This window comes from Flammeovirga sp. EKP202 (genome assembly GCF_014534745.1).
In the GTDB taxonomy this organism is placed as follows: Bacteria; Bacteroidota; Bacteroidia; order Cytophagales; family Flammeovirgaceae; genus Flammeovirga.
Genome location: NZ_JACVVP010000003.1, coordinates 163,809 through 183,352, shown reverse-complemented (window position 1 = coordinate 183,352; position 19,544 = coordinate 163,809). Strand labels below are relative to the sequence as shown.

The 19,544-nt window shown below is 37.0% G+C and carries 12 protein-coding genes; 5 read left to right on the top strand and 7 right to left on the bottom strand.

Annotation, left to right across the window (positions count from 1 at the left end):
- Positions 1–451: 451 nt before the first annotated feature.
- The 3 genes from IC221_RS02865 to IC221_RS02855 form a co-directional block, all read right to left on the bottom strand.
- Positions 452–2,314: a hypothetical protein gene (locus IC221_RS02865; protein WP_188167514.1), complete on the bottom strand. Its 1,863-nt coding sequence runs from the start codon at positions 2,312–2,314 to the stop codon at positions 452–454.
- Between the two features lie 394 nt (positions 2,315–2,708).
- The gene (locus tag IC221_RS02860; RefSeq protein WP_188167513.1) at positions 2,709–4,226 is read right to left on the bottom strand and encodes a RagB/SusD family nutrient uptake outer membrane protein; all 1,518 of its coding nucleotides are present in this window, start codon (positions 4,224–4,226) and stop codon (positions 2,709–2,711) included.
- Positions 4,227–4,235: 9 nt separating this feature from the next.
- Entirely contained in the window at positions 4,236–7,283 is a 3,048-nt protein-coding gene (locus IC221_RS02855; RefSeq protein ID WP_188167512.1) for a TonB-dependent receptor, read from the bottom strand.
- A gap of 498 nt (positions 7,284–7,781) precedes the next feature.
- On the opposite strand from IC221_RS02855, the gene IC221_RS02850 reads away from it, so the two are divergent.
- From IC221_RS02850 to IC221_RS02835, 4 genes are all read left to right on the top strand, one after another.
- Entirely contained in the window at positions 7,782–9,347 is a 1,566-nt protein-coding gene (locus tag IC221_RS02850; protein WP_188167511.1) for a hypothetical protein, read from the top strand.
- A 196-nt stretch (positions 9,348–9,543) separates the two neighbouring features.
- The gene (locus tag IC221_RS02845) at positions 9,544–10,824 is read left to right on the top strand and encodes a glycoside hydrolase family 2 TIM barrel-domain containing protein (protein WP_188167510.1); all 1,281 of its coding nucleotides are present in this window, start codon (positions 9,544–9,546) and stop codon (positions 10,822–10,824) included.
- 170 nt (positions 10,825–10,994) lie between these two features.
- Positions 10,995–11,831: a sialate O-acetylesterase gene (locus IC221_RS02840; protein WP_223241272.1), complete on the top strand. Its 837-nt coding sequence runs from the start codon at positions 10,995–10,997 to the stop codon at positions 11,829–11,831.
- Between the two features lie 204 nt (positions 11,832–12,035).
- On the top strand, positions 12,036–13,430 hold the full coding sequence (locus tag IC221_RS02835) for a sialate O-acetylesterase (RefSeq protein WP_188167508.1): 1,395 nt from the start codon (positions 12,036–12,038) through the stop codon (positions 13,428–13,430).
- Between the two features lie 224 nt (positions 13,431–13,654).
- Here IC221_RS02835 and IC221_RS02830 read toward each other — a convergent pair whose 3' ends face one another.
- Positions 13,655–14,998 (bottom strand): discoidin domain-containing protein, encoded by a 1,344-nt coding sequence (locus tag IC221_RS02830; RefSeq protein WP_188167507.1) that lies wholly within the window; start codon positions 14,996–14,998, stop codon positions 13,655–13,657.
- A 234-nt stretch (positions 14,999–15,232) separates the two neighbouring features.
- A complete protein-coding gene (locus IC221_RS02825; protein WP_188167506.1) occupies positions 15,233–16,591 on the bottom strand; it encodes a family 43 glycosylhydrolase in 1,359 nt (452 codons plus the stop codon).
- A gap of 363 nt (positions 16,592–16,954) precedes the next feature.
- Between IC221_RS02825 and IC221_RS02820 the strand changes: the two genes are divergently transcribed.
- The gene (locus IC221_RS02820) at positions 16,955–17,413 is read left to right on the top strand and encodes a DinB family protein (protein WP_188167505.1); all 459 of its coding nucleotides are present in this window, start codon (positions 16,955–16,957) and stop codon (positions 17,411–17,413) included.
- A 185-nt stretch (positions 17,414–17,598) separates the two neighbouring features.
- Here the strand turns inward: IC221_RS02820 and IC221_RS02815 are convergent, their stop codons facing one another.
- Together IC221_RS02815 and IC221_RS02810 are read right to left on the bottom strand one after the other, a co-directional pair.
- Positions 17,599–18,147, bottom strand: a complete 549-nt coding sequence (locus IC221_RS02815) for a transposase (RefSeq protein WP_188167504.1) — start codon at positions 18,145–18,147, stop codon at positions 17,599–17,601.
- Positions 18,148–18,381: 234 nt separating this feature from the next.
- The gene (locus tag IC221_RS02810) at positions 18,382–19,524 is read right to left on the bottom strand and encodes a damage-control phosphatase ARMT1 family protein (protein WP_188167503.1); all 1,143 of its coding nucleotides are present in this window, start codon (positions 19,522–19,524) and stop codon (positions 18,382–18,384) included.
- Positions 19,525–19,544 lie beyond the last annotated feature (20 nt).

The window sequence follows — 19,544 nt, the reverse complement described above, 5'->3', positions numbered from 1 at the left end:
ATTGAGTTCCTAAAGTGGTTTTTATGGTGGTTCGTGAGCCACAAGGCATTGTGGTTCTACATAACAATATCTTTTCAATTTAGCAATCCATATCAAGTGGGAGTATCCTCCTGTAGAGACGCAATGCTTTGCGTCTCACGAACCACTACACGGACCACTTTTATAACCAATATCATTCTTCATAAAAGTACCAATTACATTATCTGCATTCATCCAAATCCTTAAGTAATAATTTATTTCAGTGATGAACCATTTATACGGTTCAATGTTCCTAGTCACAAGATCTTAGAATTTAGTGCTTTAATCACATACTATCTCATTGATAATCAATACTTTTTTGAAACACAAAAAGGCACTACCCAAAACATTGGATAGCGCCCGATAGTATGAAATGTTTAGTTAAGAGAGACTAGATTTACTTCCCTAATCTCTCTTTAACTCTTTATTGAAATTACTTGTCTGTAATTCTATAGTAAACCTCTCCTACTCCATCAACATTGAATTTGAGTTGGAAATCGAAGTCTCCTTTAGAGTTCCAAAGGTTTGTTTTAGAATAAGTGATAGTTCCACCTTCTTCAGTGTTAATCACCATATTTCCTACAGGAGCACCCCATTCTTCACCTGTTACAGTGTAAGTAAAAGTACCTGATTTGATGGTATATTCACCTACATCAAAAGTCCCATCTGCTCCGTAGTTTACAGTGATTTTACCAGTGTATACCTGATCATTTTGTACTACTTCAGAGAAAGTGATTACATCATTATCGGCAGCTTGAGAATCACCATAACGTTGGTGCCCTTGATCTTCATCACTGTTCCAATAATAATTGTTTAATAATACACCTTCTCGTGCAGTCCATGTTCCCTCAGGGAAAATACCGTCTGGATCTGGTTCTGGATCAACAGGAGTTTCACCATCGCATGGTTTAGTTCCTACAAAGTTTCTTGCGAATTTGTACCAGTGTGCTTCTTGGTCACTTCCTGCAAAACCGCCGTTGAATTTTAAAGTAAAGTTATCCGCTCCACTGCCCTCTACAGCATTTGGCACTTCAAGTTCAGTACCGTCAGTAGCAATAAATTTCATTGTCCAGAATTCTCTACTATCTGTATTATCTGGGTTTTGAAGAATCTTCAATTCGAATGTTCCGCTTTCAGGGAAAACTACCCAATCAGTACCGTTTCCGTTGGTGAGGATGCCGTCAGCCCCTGCCAAGTATTGGAAATCACCTGATAAAATACCTGTTGAGGTATCGAATGATTCATTGCTGAAACGTAAAATATTATCATAATCATCGCAGATACCAGCGTCTCCACCTGGCCAGAAACCAATGTCTTCAATTCCCCAATCACCATTTAATGAAATTGGCGAGTACTCTGGAATCACCGGATCTTTATCTTCTTCCTCTTCCTCATCAGGAAGTTCTGTACCTTCACGTACGATTGTATACCAAACTTTTTTACCGAAGTTTAATTCTAACTCATTGTAATTACAATCTTGCCAACCTAACTCGTAAGCTTGAGGTTCAAATGCCAATTGGAATATGGAGTAATCTTCAGTGTCTTCCCATTCAATTGGAAGTGTTGTGTCTGTCACTCCATCTTGAGTTAATACGATTGTATTGTTCGCTAAATTCAATACCCAATCAAATTCACCTTGAGGCATTCTTCCATAATATGGTGCATAATCAAGGTCTGGTCCTAAACATGCTGCTTCTAAAACAAATGTTTCGAATTGGCCATCAGTTCCTGAAGTATAACTACCTGTACCATAAAGGTTACCTACTTCATCTACCCCAACAGTCATAAACTCTAACTCATTGTCTGTCGCAGCTCCTGCTCCTGGTAGTGTCCACTCTACATCCTTTACACCTTCCCAGCCCCAGCTTTCGCCTTCACCGATAAAGTAATGGAATTCCATAGGTTTACCTACTTTCCACTTACCTTGTAGTTTATTATCAAATGACTCTACAGTCAATACCCAATCTCTAACGGACCCTGTTTCTGAAGTGACTTGATAAGTAAACGTTCCAGATGATAAGTCCACTGCTTCACCCGAAGCCGGATAAATAGTGGCTCCATAAGAAACTTCAATCACTGGAGTAACACTTGTAAGATCCATTCCATCAATTACAAAGATGGTAAAGTCACTTTCATTGGGTGTTCTATTGATCTCTGCTGGACCAATTTGAATACCATCAATAAAGTAAGAAATAATAGCTCTTTCACTTGTCAAAATCTCATTGGGGTTGTTGGGTTGACAACTCAATACCCCCATTAAGCAAGCGAATAGAATGAAGTTTTTAATATTTTTCATAAAGCTTGAAATTTTGTCGAATAGATTATGTGTTTAATCAATCGTAAACTATTAAATGACGCTTCTCATCAACTTTTAAAGGGACTACTTTCATGCATCTTTCCTCTTCATTTTTGTCTTGAAACAAAAACGAAGCAAAAAATTCAAGGCTTAGAAGTCAAAAGCTAAATTCCATTCCTCTCGCCTAAATGATTTTAAACTCGCTGCGCTCAAACAGCAAAATCATTTTTAACGGCTCATTTCATGAAGTTCTTAACGCTTTTCCCTTCAAGGCCAAGGGGAATACTACTCAACTAAGAGAGAAGTATTCCAATGGCACTAATGTTAAGCGATTGCGTCATTTGTGTATTACTAATTTTTTAATGATCAGCAAGACACTTAAATAACAGTATATCTAGTTGATCTCAGGGTTTGTATCCACTTCAATCAATGGAATATCAAAATAATATACACCTGAAGTCATTGGCTTTCCGTATTCACCTCCCAATACTCTTTCCATACTGTTTGTTCGTCTTAGGTCGAATAAACGTTTTCCTTCAAATGCCAACTCTCTACCTCTTTCTTCTAGGATATACTCTCTGAATTCCTGAAGACTCATTCCTCCTGCTAGTGGAGATAAACCTGCTCTTCCTCTGATTTGATCCATCAATGCATACGTTTCTGCATTAGGTCCTAAGGCTTCACAATACACCATCATGATATCTGTATATCTTAGGATTGGTGTATCACAAGTAGCTTGCTGACCAACCATATCTGGGTCTAAGAATTTCATAGGGAAAGTGGATTGAAGTCCTCCGCCTGGGTAAACCAATTCTCTATCTTCACCATTATCTCCAGCTCCTGGAAGCGTGACTTTATTGACAATCATTTCTAAGCTTCCTCTACGATCATTTTCATCATAGTTTGCCACAAAATCATCTTCAATCCAAAGGTGTTCCCAACCACCACCAGGTATTGAAGTACCATTAGGTAGTATAATTTCAGGTACACCTTCAGCCCAAGGCATAAATAGCATTGGAAGTTTTGTATATTCTCCCTCAATCAATCCATTTCTATCCGATGCTGCAACGAAAATCTGCTCTTTAGCTGTCGTTCTATTGCTGACATTCCATGTTTCCATTAAGTCATTTTCGAACGTAAACTCTGATTGTTCTTGAAGGACTTTCTTGGCATAATCAGCAGCCATTGTATAATTTTCATCTGCATTGCTTACCCATTCGTACCCTGTCACGCCTGTATTTTTAGCTGAGGCTAATTGTAAATACACTTTAGATAAGAGCGCCCAAACTGCTGTTTTATTCGCTCGGCCGTATGCTCTTTGTGTTGAAAGTACTGCTTCTGCTTCTGTTAAATCTTTAAGAAGAAAATCATATACTTCTTCCATCGAAGAAATACCTTTATTTACCTGGTCTTTTGATGACACTTGCTCTTCTCTAATGACAACATCACCAAAAAAACGTACAAGGTTAAAGTAGTGTAATGCTCTTAAAAATTTGGCTTCACCAATTACTTCTGCTCTTCGTGTTTCATCCATATCCGGTATATCTGGCACGTTCTGAATCACGGCATTGGCTCTGTTAATCCCCAAATAAGGATAACGCCACATATCTTCTACAATCTGATTGTTATTCAACACTTCTAAACGATCCAAAGCATGTTGATCGGCCCCTGCATCAGGTTTGATGGTGAGTGTTTCTGTTGGTACTTCTGTGGCAATAATGAAGTGTCGAGAGTAATATTCAATATCTGTATTAACTGAATAAACATAAGCAAGTGCCGACTCTCCATCAGCGGCTGACTTATAAAAGTTTTCATTGGATAAGAACCCTTTTGGTTCTTCGGTAAGGCTACAACCTGTAAATGCCAATGTAGCAGCAGCCGATAGTATTATATTTTTGATTGTTAATTTCATTTCACTCTACTATTTAAATGACACGTTCAAACCTAAAGAGTAAGTAGTTGGCATTGGGTAGTTACCCCAGTGAATACCATCTGCGCCAACTTCTGGATCATATCCATATTGGAAATCTGAGAATACAATAGGATTATCAATAGATGTATAGACTCTTAATCTGTCCATCCATTTAATATTTTCACTATTGAAATTATAACCGATATTGATGTTTTGTATTCTTAAATAAGAACCATCTTCAATCCAATAATCTGAAGCCTCATACGCTCTTGAACTGTTCATGCTTGGGTACTCATTACTAGGGTTGTCAGGTGTCCAACGTTGTAAATAAGCAGCTCCACTAAACTTCGTATTATTGAATACTTGGTTGCCTTGTACACCGGTAAACAATACAGAAAAATCAACATTTTTATATCTTAACTTCGTACTGAAACTATAGATAAATGTAGGGTTTGGATCTCCAATCACCGTTCTATCTTTAGTATCTACTACACCATCACCGTTAATATCTACATATTTGATTTCACCTGGCCTTGCTCTTGAACCTGTAAGACCTGCTTCTAATCCTTCCTCAAAAGTTTGAATAATACCGTCTGTTTTGTAGCCATAGAACGCTCCGATAGGTTGTCCTTTTTGAATTGTAGTAATCGGTGTTCTGAATTGTTCTACAGTACCTCCCAACCATTCAAAATCTGACGTTCCACCAGTATCTACCACTTCATTTTTGTTATGCGAAATCATACCTTTCACACTCCAATCCCAATCTTTCTTTTCTATTACAGCTAAATCTAAAGTCAACTCAACACCCGTGTTTTTGATCTCACCGTTATTGACCCATATTAAATCATAGCCTGCACTTGGAGCAATAAATTCTGTTCTTAAAAGATCACTTGTTAATTTATGGTATACTTCAGCTGTCAACATTACTTTTGATTGGAATAATCCCAAATCTACACCTACATTGGCTGTAGTCGTTGTTTCCCATTTCAAATCCTGATTCGCCATACCTTGCCATGTTTTGTATACACCATCTGACGAATAAGAATACTGACCCGGACCAAAACCTGTAGAGAATGTCCCATCGCCTGCTGCTGTAGGGTAACGACCTGTTCCATAACGTTCATTGACTCTATATGCTGGTAAACCTTGGTTTCCGGCTTGTCCCCATGAGGCTCTAAGCTTTAATTGAGAAACAACCTCTGAGTTTTTCAAGAAAGCCTCATTCTGCACATTCCAACCTACAGCTACTGACGGGAAGTATCCCCATTTATTATTGGCTCCAAATTTTGAAGAACCATCCGCACGCATTGTTGCAGTAATCAAGAAGCGGTCATCGTAAACATAATTCAAACGACCAATACCTGATAATAAAAGACTTGATGAGTAACCATTAGAGACTGCACTGCTTTCAGCCGAATTTAAATCCTGATTTGCTAAGTTATCATTCACAAAACCTCTACCAGTCAATGCACTTGTTTTACTTGTAAAACGTTGAGCACTCCAGCCTGCCATAGCACTGATACGATGTTTATCGTTGATACTCTTAGAGTAATTGAAATACGTTTCAGATAATAAATCAAGATCGTTGTAATTTGAAAGTGATCCATATCCAACAAACTCAGCACCATTCCATGTTTTCCCTATTGGTTCATACTGGTCTGTAATGCTATTCCCTGACTTCACGTTCATTGTTGTTTTTAATTCCAAACCTTCCATGATTTTCAAATTCAAATACATGTTGGTGATGAAATCTTGTCCGTGACTGTTGTTCAATACCTCGTTGGCCCACACCATAGGGTGATAGAAATCTTGAGCACCGATAAAGAAGTAAGAACCGTCCTCATTGTAAGCTGGGAATACTGGTGATCTACCAATTCCTGCTGTTGAATTTGCATTACGGTTAGTGTAGTTATAAATAACATTCACACCAGCTGTTAAATTTCTATAGATTTTTTGATCCAAAGATACTCTCATATTATATCTTCTATAATCATCTCCGATATTGATACCATCTTGTGCCAAGTACCCTAAAGAGAAATAGTATTTGGTGTTTTCACTACCACCACTCGCCGATACGTTATGGTCTTGTGCCAACGCATTGCGGTATACTAAATCTGCCCAATCTGTTGATGATCCCCAAGCACCACTTGCTATTTCACCTACCGAAGGGTAATAAGTTCCTTGGAATGTTTCTCCTACATAAAACGGTTGTAACCCCGCATTTACTCTTCCCTCATTTTCAATCAGGGCAAATTGTGCTGGATTTGTAATCACATTATAATTACTTGGAGGTGTTGCTACTGATACTCTAGAATTTACATCGACCTTCATTTTTCCCCCAGTACCTTTTTTGGTTGTAATCATGATCACACCATTGGCACCTCTTGAACCATAGATCGCTGCCGCAGATGCATCTTTCAGCACTTCAATCGACTTAATATCATTAGGGTTAATTTGTTTTAGGTTACCTGCATTGCCAATAGGGAAACCATCTACAACCAAAAGAGGACTACTTTCTACACTAAAAGAATTTAAACCTCTTAATCTTACAGATACATCACTTCCGGGTTGTCCTGAAGAATTTGTGATTTGTAAACCTGCTGCTTGACCTTGTAATAATTGTTCTACATTGGCTGCTGGTCGCTGAGGAATATCATCCATCTGTACCTTGTTAACTGCACCTGTTAAATCACTTTTCTTCATGGTACCGTAACCCACTACCACAATTTCTTCTAATTGTTCAGCATCTTCTTTTAAACCTATGTTTATTGTTGATTTTGTTCCAACGTAAACTTCTTCAGTTAAAAAACCGATATAAGAAAAGATTAGTGTGGTATTATCATCAGGAACTGTCAATGTAAAGTTGCCATCAAAATCTGTCAAAGTTCCTATTGACGTACCTTTGATCAATACATTGGCACCAATTAGCGGTTGGTCCTCTGAGGTTACATTACCTTTTACTACCCTCTCCTGAGCAAAAAGTGTCAGCGAGGTGAATGTCAGAATGATCGACAGAACTACTTGTAGTTTTTGTCTTGAATAGAGTATGCCTTTCATTTCATTGAATAGTAATAAATGTGTTCTATCAACAAGTGAGAGCTTTCACTTGAGACATTTAATAAAAAATTCTGTTGTCGTCGTCAATACAATAGCAATAATAGTAGACGATACACTTTTCAAAAAATCACATTCATAATAGTACAACTAATAGATAATAAAGTATCAGAATTTTATTTATCGCTAAATGACAATTATGAACCTAAAAAATTAAAAACAGCGCTTAAAAAACACTCAAACATCTAAAAAACAGTGATTTATAAACAAAAATCATTGCAAACACATGTGAACATTCCACTTTTTTTCATTTTCAAATTAATTTACCTCTAGATTTTTATAATACATTTCTGTTTATGTATTATACTTTTTTGAAGTAAATTATAACTTTAATTACGGGTTAAAGATATTGCACAGGTGAAAGTTTTACAACACAATATGAATAACATTGTAAACCTTTTTGAAATGAAATTTTTTGATAGCAACCGACTTATATTCTAAATGAAACTATTATCGCAACTTATTTTTTCTGGATTAATAGCTAGTAGCTTTTGGGGGTGTACTCCCAAAGAGCAACATCAGTATTATGCAGAAGTTGAAACCGACAATTTTATTAGCCAAAATTTTATAGGGAACGGAATCCAGTGGGCTGCTTACCCTCATGCGGACGGTCCTAATGCTGAATGGGGAGACATCATCACTCCTGCAAAATGGGATACACTTTATCAACGTTTGGACTACATGCAACCTCAAACGATGAGGGTATTGGACCAAGCCAATTGGAGGTATTATAAAGGAAGAGATAAAAAAGGGAATCCGATTTTTGAGGTGGATAATCCTGAAATGAAAACTTTATATAAGGTATTGGATTATTGTCAATCGAGAAATGTAGATGTTGTTTTTGGAGAATGGGGCACACCGTTTCATGTACATGATTTAGAAACCAAAAATGCCAAAATCAATAAACTTGAAAATGCTTATGATCCGCAGTGGATTGAGATGATCGGGAAATATGTAGAGCACCTTATTAAAGAGAAAGGGTACACTTGCATCAAGTATTATAATCATATCAACGAACCTAATGGCGATTGGGCTTCTACAGATGGTAACTATTCGGAATGGAAACAAGGTGTGATTGATTTACAGAAAGAATTTGAAAAAAGAGGTTTAGATCAATATTTGACGATAACAGGCCCTGGTACTGTACCGCAATACACTAAGAAAGGATTTGAGTATACGGGTGAAGATTGGGTTACAAAAACCATTGCCGACATTGATACTATCATCGGTGCTTATGAAATCCACACTTATTTAGGCACTGAAAATACAAGAAATGGCAAAGCGGCGGAATCTATGCACATGCTCAAAGATATGCCTGAGGTACAAAAAACAGGGAAACGTTTCTTTGTGGGGGAAATCGGTGTGAAAGACGATTGGGGTACAAAACAACAAGAACTGAATGTAGAAGCGGCAAAGAAAGACGGTTATGCTTCTATTTATGATTCTCAAATGGCCGTATATACTTATCAGTACGGCGTTGATATGACAGATGCAGTTATTCAATTAATGAACGCCGGTGCTCAAGGGATGATTGCTTGGGATTTGGATGATGCAATGCATACTAAAGATGACCTAGGCAAGATCAATCAACTGAAGCGTTGGGGATGCTGGAATATTCTTGGTAGTGAGTTAATCGACAGACCGGAAGATGAAAATATCCGTCCTTGGTTCTACCCTTGGTCGTGGTTGTGTAAGTTCTTCCCAAAAGGCATGGATATCTTAAACATGGATAGCAACCTGCCGGAAGGAGTGCGTATGACAACGGGTAAAATGAAAGATAACTATACCATTATGATGGTCAACAACTCAGCAACTCCTCAAGAGGTATTTGTGAATGCTCCAATCAAAAAATCTACTGTTTTAAAGCAATTAAAATACACTGCAGATCAATATAAACTGAATACAGAAATGGGCAGACCTGTATTGGAAGACATCAACTTTGATTTGAAAGAAGGTGGTGTGGTTCAGCTTCCTGCTCACTCAGTGATTGTATTGAGTAGTTTTTAAAAATACTGATACAACGTGCACCATGGCTAAAGTCTTGGGCTAGTGATACCAACTCCAACAACACTAAAGTGATGTTTCCGCTTTTAACCTTCAAGACTTCAGTATTGGAAAGGTTAGTTGATCACCTGCCTATAGTTTTAACTATGGTGCATACAACACTACACGATCTATTCCTCTATTATAATTACGAAACTATATGAAGAAAATATTAACGCTATTACTGTCATTTTTTGCTTTGCAAATTCATGCTCAAGATGATTTTGTAAAGGTGAAAAACGGTCAATTTGTGATCAACCAAAAAGCCTATCATTATATTGGCACCAACTTTTGGTATGGCATGAACTTAGGTGCTTTTGATAAGCCTCGTTTAATACGTGAGCTTGATCGATTGGAAAAAATTGGTGTAAAAAACCTGCGTATTATGGCTCTTTCTGAAGGTGATAAAGATACACCTTGGTGCATGCAACCTACTGTACAATCAGCTCCTGGAGAGTTCAATGAAGAATTGTTGAAAGGGCTTGATTTTCTTTTGGTTGAAATGCAGAAAAGAGAAATGAAAGCTGTGGTTTGCTTGAATAATTTCTGGCCTTGGTCTGGTGGTTTTTCTCAATACATCAAATGGACTAAGGGTGGTAGCATTCCATTCCCTCCTCCGGCTGAAAACGGTGATTGGCATACGTATGGCAAATATGCTAGCCACTTTTATGAAAACGTAGAAGCACAAAAACTCTTTCAAAACGCCATTCAAAAAGTAGTAAATAGAACAAATTCAATCACTCAAAAGGCCTACAAAAACGATCCTACAATCATGTCTTGGCAGCTTGCCAATGAACCAGAAAATATCCTTAGAGGAACTCAATTAGTCACATGGATCAACGCTACGGCTAAGTTTATTAAGTCTTTGGATCAAAATCATATGGTCACAACAGGTTCTGAAGGCTATACGCCAAGTGCCAACTCTGGTACTGACTTCGAAAAAGATCATTTATCAGACGATATTGATTATATGACGTTCCATATCTGGGTACAAAATTGGGGGTGGTTTGATCCTCATAATGTGGAAGGAACGTATGATACCGCTGTAGCGAAAGCGAAACAGTACATCCAACAACATATTGCCGTTGGCAACCAACTTAACAAGCCCATCGTATTGGAGGAGTTTGGTATTTCAAGAGATAAAAATGATCATAGTGACATTAGTACTGTAGCCATCAGAAATCAATATTATGCGACCATTTTCAACGAATTAGTTACTGCTGTTGAGAAAGGTAATAACACTTTTGCAGGCTGTAATTTCTGGGCTTGGGGTGGTGAAGGCCGTCCTTCTGCTCCTCATTCGATCTGGAAAACAGGAGATGACCTTATTGGTGATCCTCCACATGAGTATCAGGGTTGGTACTCGGTGTATCAAACGGATAAGGCGACATTGAAGATCATCAAAAACTTCAATAAAAAATTAAAAAAAGTAGCATTGTAAAGCATGAAACTTATGATTTTTGTGGTGGTTCATCGGGCGGTTACGTAGGACCGCCCCTACGCGTACAGCACCACATATTAAATAATAAACAATATCATCGTCAATACAATATGAACTTCTTCGGCATTAATACGGGCATTTTTCTATTACTAAACTGTACAATCATGTTGATGGGAAACACAACACAGGGACAACACACGACGACATCGGACCCTAATTTCCATATCTACCTCTGCATTGGACAGTCCAATATGGAAGGTTTTGCTCCAATTGAAGAAGAAGATCGACAGGTTGATAACAGAGCCCTTGTTTTACAAACAATGGACTGTGATCAGCTTCAAAGGAAAAAAGGAGAATGGTACACAGCCTTACCTCCACTAGCCAACTGTTATTACAATGAAAAGGTGGGGTTATCACCGTCTAATAGTTTCGTCAATACTTTAGTGAAATCCCTCCCCGATAGTATCAGAGTAGGCATTATCAATGTGGCGGTTGCCGGCTGTGACATTCGTCTTTTTGACAAGGATCAATACCAACATTATTTTGACACCTATGATCCTGCCCAATGGTTTAGAAACAAAATTTCAGCGTATCAAAACCATCCTTATCAACACCTTGTGGAATTTGCTTCACTAGCACAACAACAGGGTGTGATCAAAGGAATAGTACTCCATCAGGGAGAAACCAACAATGGCACTCCGGATCGAGAAAAATGGCCCGAATATGTTCAGAAAATTTACCTTGATTTAATCTCCGACCTTGCCCTAAATAAGGAGACCCCGCTCTTAGTCGGCGAATTAGTAGACCAACAACAAGGCGGTGTGGAAGCTAGTATGAATGAAGTCATTCAAACTATACCTTCTTTATTAAAACAAGCACATGTAATCTCTTCTGAAGGGTGTGAAGCACAAGACGACAATGCTCATTTTACTAGTGAAGGAGTGCGATTATTGGGAAAAAGATACGCCGAAAAGATGCTTCAATTATTAGATGAGGAAAAAATATAGAAGGGGCCGGTTAAAATGATTTTCTTGTTTGAGCGAAGAGAGTTTAAAATCATTGAGGCGAATGGAAGAAAATTTAGCTTTTGACTTCTAAGTCTTGAATTTTTTGCTTCTTTTTGTTTCAAGTCAAAAACGAAGAAGACGGATGCTTGAAAGTAGTCCCTATCAATATTGCACATTAAATAAACTATATATCAAACTACTCCAATGAAAAAACACCTACTCCTTATCCTCCTCCAACTCACATTCCAAGGCGCCTACGCCCTAGAACTCCCCTCCTTTTTTTCCGACGGAATGATCCTACAACAATCCGATACGGTCAACATTTTCGGATGGGAAAAACCCAATACCAACATTCAACTCAACAGCAGTTGGGGAACACAAGTACAAACCAAATCCAACAAAGAAGGATTTTGGACCCTAAAACTCCCTACACCCAAAGGCAGTTTTGATACCCATCAAATCACCATTGACGGAAAAAATAAGATCACACTCAAAGACATTTTAATTGGAGAGGTTTGGCTGGCTTCTGGACAGTCCAATATGGAATGGACTGCTTCTGCCGGACTGAAAAACGATAGTACAGAAATCAAAAATGCCCATCAGCCTTTTGTCCGAATTTTTAAAGCAGAAAGAAATGACTCCAACCAAAAAGACACTAAAGTAAAAGGTGAATGGCTCACAATGACGCCTAAAACCATGCCTCACGTCAGTGTTGTGTCCTATTACTTCGCTACAAAACTCAAAGATACTTTAATGGTGCCCATAGGCATCATCACCACTTCTTGGGGAGGAACACCCATAGAAACATGGATTCCAAAAGATGCTTTACAACAAGACCAAGACCTTTGGGCTTCCTCACAAAAACACAAACCCAACCCTTGGGGCCCTGTTGAACAAGGACTTTTATACAATGGAATGATTGCTCCTTTCAAAGATTTCACCATCAGCGGTCTACTTTGGTACCAAGGCGAAGCCAATGTAGAATACCCTGAACTGTACGCCGAAAAATTACAACTCCTTGCCCAAACTTGGAGGAAACAATTTGACCGCAATCTCCCTTTGTATTTTGTACAGATTGCTCCTTACAAGTATGCCTCCTCTGTCAACGCTGGTCAACTGCGTAACGAACAAAGAAGAGCTTCAGAAATCATCAACAACTCAAAAATGCTCGTCATCTCAGATGTTGCTAACCTAGATGATATCCACCCTACCAACAAAAAGCCAGTTGGACAACGTCTTGCCTACATCGCATTAAAAGACACCTACGGCTTGATCACCAAAGAAGTATTTTCGCCTACTGTTGACCGCATCTTCACGGATTACAACGGGCACATTCATATCACTTTCAAACATGGAAAAGGCCTTCATTTCACCTCTTCTGATATCCAACATTTTGAAGTCGGAAACACCAATACTTCCCAATGGGCTACAGCGATCCGTATCGAAAATGATCAAATTATTTTGGTCTCTCCTATCGAAAATCCGAAATGGGTTAGGTTTGCGTATTCGAGTACGGCTATGCCTGGGATTGTGAATGAAGGAGGGATTGTGGTGAGTTGTTTTGGGGAGGTTTTGATAAACAAAAGTGCATCTTATTAAAAGCTCAGACTATTACAAAATTCATGTTTCAAGTGTTAAGCGATAGCGTCACTTGGAACTTTTCTTTGGCGAAGTCTCCCGACTTCGAAAAAACACCACTTTTTCATTCATTTCGAAGTCAGGAGACTTCGCCAATTTGTCATCACAAGTGGCGCCTATCGGCTTAACACTTGCGATATAGAAAGATGTTTTAATAAAATGTCCTCACGAAATAATATAGTACATTATTGATTATCCCTTGCATAACCATAAAACAGTACTTCCGAAATACAAGTATCATCATATTTTTCACCAGAATAAGTTTCTAGTATCTTGATTTTCACTTTCAAAGTGGAATTAGATTTTTCTACCATTTCATCAACACTATTATATATTAATCCTAACTCGCCAAAGTCATAAATAATTTGAACATTTTCATAGAAATGATCATCATAATAACATTGGGGTTGTAATTCAATAACAGTCGTATCATTCGTTAAATAATTTTCTTCAATATCTTCCACTTTAATACTTAATTCCAATGACTTAATCCTATTATTTTGATTATAAACAGTTCCATTTTTATAATATCCATTTAGTATCCCAATCCCATTAATAAATACTTTTTCATTAAATTCAAACTCAATCCATTCCCCTTTTCCCATTCCATTGACACCTTCTACCCAAGCCGTTTTATCATCTAAATCAATTAAATTTTCTTTAGGGTATCCTTTTAATGTTGATGAGACATTAATATTCTTGACAACACTTTTATTTAAGTGATCTGTTTTTTCTGAAGTTTCAAAATTAGTAGGGTCGATCCTATATTCTATTTCTAACGTTTTATCAGATGGGTTATAATTTTCTCCATACCACCCAATGTAATTATTGTGATAAGTTAATTCTTCCAAACCTTTAATAGTAATCTGTTCAAAACATAAGTTATCTGGCTTTTTAATTGATAAAGAAAGTGTATCGATCACACCATCACCAAAAAATCCACATGGTGACAAATCATATAAAAACCTTGTATTTGTTGTTCTTGAAAAACGTGAATCAGTATCTCTTCCCCAATAATAATAATGTGAACTAATAGAGTAAGAAACTTCTAAAAGTACCGTTTGTCCTGCCTCAAGTTTTAATTCAGTTACATACCAATCTCTTGACATCGTATAACCTTCATCAATAAAAGGACCTTTAATTTTTGATTTATTTGTTTCCTCTTCAACATAATATTCCAAAGCTTTCCCATTAAAGCTAAAATCAAAATTTGAAACGGTTTTACAATAGCTTACATGACTATATTCATCACCTTTAACGTAATCTATAGGAAATCCATACTTGACATTATCTGTTTCACCTAAATTTTTTAGCCTATATATTACTTTGACCTTTACATATTGATCAGTCAATTCAATATTTAAGTCTTCACTTAAAACTTTAATATCTTTCTTTGAGATCAATTTTAGGTTACCTGATTTTTGAGTAAAACATCCGTGAACTGGTCCTCCATTTCCAAAAACAAAGAGTGGTAGTAAAATAAATAGTAATTGAAGTATTAGCTTCGTTATGTTTGCTTTGTTATTCATAAAAAAATATCCTTTAGGATTTAACTATAAATAAAGGTAATAAATAATCCCAAAACCATTTATTTAACTCAACTAACCACATCTAAATAATATTCCGTCATTCAAAAAACAACCCACACTCAATCCTTCTTGAATGTGGGTATCCTAAAATACAATGTATATTGATAGAAGTCAGAGACTTCTAATGATCTTTCAAGCACAAATGACGCTGTCGCTTAACATTTGCGCTAGGGGTTACTTTTTAGAAAACAACACCCAATCCAACTCCATCTCAGCATCTGATTCGAAAACGCATACAAGGTTGGTCGTTCCTTTCGGTTTATGGCCCAATTTAGCTTTGACCGTTTGCCATTTATCATTCGTATTATCCACTAATGCTTTGGCGATTAATGGGCCATTTTTAGAATTCTCTCGTATCTCTACATATCCTTTTTGGCCAGTGTGTTTCAGCTTTAATTTTATATACTTTGGTTTGTTGTCGAAGTTGACGGAGTTGTATTGTACCCAACTGTCTGTTTTGGCTTTGGTTACTTTCCACTCTGGAATTCCTGCTTTTTGAGTAAAACCAATTTCTGCATTATGGATTTGGGAATAACGATCCATTTGTATGGTGTCTGAAGCGGAAGTAAGTCCTACTCCTCTCAATGTTGGAATGACTTTTCGGATGGAACCGTCTTCCTCAAAAAATAAACTGTCTACACATATGGATCTTAGGTGACCTGTATTTGAGATGTCGTTGTGATGGTAAAACATATACCATTGTTTTTTGTATTCTACAATAGAATGATGATTCGTCCAGCAATCCTTAAAACGGTCCATAATTGTTCCTTTGTATTCGAAAGGCCCTAATGGACTTTTCCCTATGGCATAACCAATCTCTTCTGTACTGTTCTTTGTGTCTTTATTGTGCGGGAAAGTCAAGTAATAAATACCGTTTCTTTTGAAGACAAATGGTCCTTCTTTGTACTCTTGTGGTAGATTTTCAATCGCTAACGTTTCTCCTTCTACGGCTTTCATATCAGGAGTAAGTTTGACTACTCTTAGAGAATTTCCTTTTCCTCCTCCCCAATACATATACGCTTGTCCATCATCGTCAATAAACGGATTGGGATCGATGCCTTTTAACCCATCAATATAATTCGGCTCAATGGTAAAGGGACCTTCAGGTTGTGTGGCTGTAGCAAGTCCGATCTGACGGAAACCGCTTTTATCTGCGGGCGTATTGGGAAAGTAATAATAGTAAGTTCCTTCTTTGTAAGTGATACAAGGTGCCCACATTCCATACCCCACTTTGTTGCCCCAAGGAACGTCTTTTTGGGCTACAATCACGCCATGATCCGTGTAGTTGACCAAGTCAGTTGTAGAAAAAGCATGGTAGTCTGTCATCACATGCCCATGCCCTTCTTTTACGGCACCCAATTTCTCCCACTCCGGATTCCAAGGTACATCATGTGACGGATAAATATATAGTTTTCCGTTGTACACCCTTGCCGTAGGATCAGCAGTGTAGATGTTGGTGATAATCGGGTTTTGCGCCAATAGTTGCATTGAAATACTAAAAAAGAGCCATAGCATTAGTCCATTTTTTTTCATACTTGTAGAGTTGTTTGTCTTTGATTCATTTCTGTAAGTAAATATCAATGAATTACTGTTGGTGTAATAGTAAATTTATCCTTGAAATTAGGGTGCAATTTTAAAGAGAAAATTATTTTGGTTTTCATGGGTGAGATATTGAATGTGGTTTTAGAAATCAGGAGATTTCTGTTGATCTGTAGGGCACGAATGACGCTTACGCTTAACATTCGCGCCAGTGGGTCATAAAAATCTTGTAGAATGATCGATTGTAAGTTTACAATGGACCAACTTATTTAATAAATCTTTCTCTTTTTAAATTTCAATTTACTAACTATGAGGTATTAAATCATCTCATCTATTACCATTTTAAATGAAAGAACTATGGAACAAGCTATTTTAAAGAACTTAAGAACAAACCACCACATCCTCTCTAAGTTTATTGATGGATATTCTCTGGAACAATTAAACAAAATTCCGGAAGGGTTCAGAAACAATATCATCTGGAATATCGGTCATCTTATCGTGGCTCAGCAAGGATTGATTTACCGTTCTTCTGACTTGCCTATTCATGTAACGAAAGATATGGTCGATAAATACACGAATGGCACTGTCCCTGATGGCAATACCACGCAAGATGAGGTAGACGAAATCAAAGGTTTACTTTTCAGTACTTTGGACCAACTTGAAAAAGACTTGGAGGAAGGAATTTTCAAGCATTATAATGAGAGACAAACCAAAACAGGATTTACAATTTCTAACCTTGAAGATGCTTTAGTGTTTTGTAGTTTCCATGAAGGAATACATTTGGGAATGATCCTTTCTTTGAGGAAGTTTTTGTAACTCTTTTAGGGCTTTTTTTTGTTAGAAGTCTGAGACTTCTTGTGATTTTTAAAGCACAAATGACGCTGTCGCTTAAGATTTTAGCTAGGGAAACATAATGCTACCTCAATGGCGCGAATGTTAAGCGATAGCGGCATTCGTGTCCTACAGATCATCAGAAATCTCCTGATTTCTAAAAAACATGTTTATACAAAATCAATTTCGAGAACAGTGTACTTCTTGCCGCTGTAGTGACGGGCACTGCTGTACATATATTCTTCTGGTTCATTTACTACACCATTTCGAACTGGATTATTGTGTATATAATTCATCTTCTGATCCAATAGTTTTGGACTACTTAATTGAATTGGAAAATTATAGTGTTGCCAAAATTGGAAGTTTTGCTTTGCAGGATTGGCTGAAGATTTAAATAGCCATAACATCCATTTTTTCCTGCTTTCTTTTGGGTTTTGCTCAATCGCTTTTCTAATATTTTGTGATGTATACTTCTTAAAATCTCTTAGGATAAATTCTAATTTCTCGCCCCCCTCTTTGGTTGAGATAATTAGGTGAAGATGATTGGTCATTATGACATATGAATGGATCTGTAACCCTTTATTTTTTTGACAAAATGTTAAGCTATCTATTATGATATCAATGTATTCTTTTCTTGTGAAGACATCCACCCATTCAGTAACAGTAAGTGTTACAAAATAACATTTCGTTTGATCGTTAAACTTATATTTCCTACTCATATTTTAGCTAGTTTATGAATCGTTGTAATCTGTATTACGATGATACTAAAATATGAAATCAATGTAATATATATATTCTCTTTTTTTAGAAGTCGGAGACTTCTTGTGATTTTTAAAGCACAAATGACGCTATCGCTTAACATTTGCGCTAGGGAAACTTACTGCTCTCAATGGCGCGAATGTTAAGCGACAGCGTCATTCGTGTCCTATGGATCATCAGAAATCTCCTGATTTCTAATTACTTTCCACCAATTCCATCAAACTATATTCTCCATTATACTTCCAACTATGATCACTTTCTGAAGGAATTTCGGAAGCTTCCAATCCTACCATCACTTCTGATTTTAATACGCGAAGCATCAAGCAGTCGGTTGGAAGGTAGTCGACTAATGTGTTGGTTTTAATGGTACAATCGTAGTCATAATCCCCTACTAATTTTCTGTAGTTTAAATCTCCTTTGAAAATCAATAAATCGGATTGACTTAAAGTTTGGTTTAATTGGGATGGAATGTTTTTATAGTCATTGGAACTCGACCAATATTCGTGGCTTTTCAAGGTAAGCTGATTGCTTTGAATGAGTGCCTCAATTTCTTCTGCAAAGTCTTTTAAGTCTTCTTGTTGTTTTAAGGAATGCGTCAAATAATTGAAGTCTGAAATCAGTGCATCTGAAACGAAGTAAGGCATTATTTTAAAATGTAATACTACTTCTTTTACATCCGTTTTAGTCAGTAAGTAATGTGATAAAATCAGATCTGCAAAAAGTTCTTCTCCTGCATTATCCAAAATAATATCAATTTGATGACTGTTTTCTATTTTTTCAAATACTTCAGCGGAATGATCAATCAAAATACTACTTGCTGAAGTTTGTGAATAAGTATCTGAACTTTGGCTTAGGTCCGCTTTATTTCCTAAAAGATCCAATTTCAACAATGCACCAAAGTTATCAACAGTATGTGTGGACAACTTTTGATATTCAGCATAACTTTTCTGCATATTCTCAAAAGTCTTGGCATTAAAGTCATTTTTGATAAATGAAAAGTAATCTTCTTGAATACCATCCTGTTTTGTCAGTTCTAATAACTTGTGATAGAAATAGCTTTCTATTACAATAAATGGAGCGTTATCCCATCTATATTGCTCTTGGGTAATTGCTTCGTTGATTTCCTTGATAAATTGATTTTGGAGGGCATTTTCCGTTTCCAATTCTTGAAGCAATGGCAGTGGTGCATCAGGAATCGTCTGCTTAAATACTGATAATTTTGAATCTGAAGTCAACTGATAATGTGCTATCAATTTTTCTACAATAGAAGCTATTCTATTTTTTACGGTGTAATACGCAAATGATGATCGGTCACTGGTTTGGATCAGTTGGTGCATTTTATCAAAATTATAAGTCT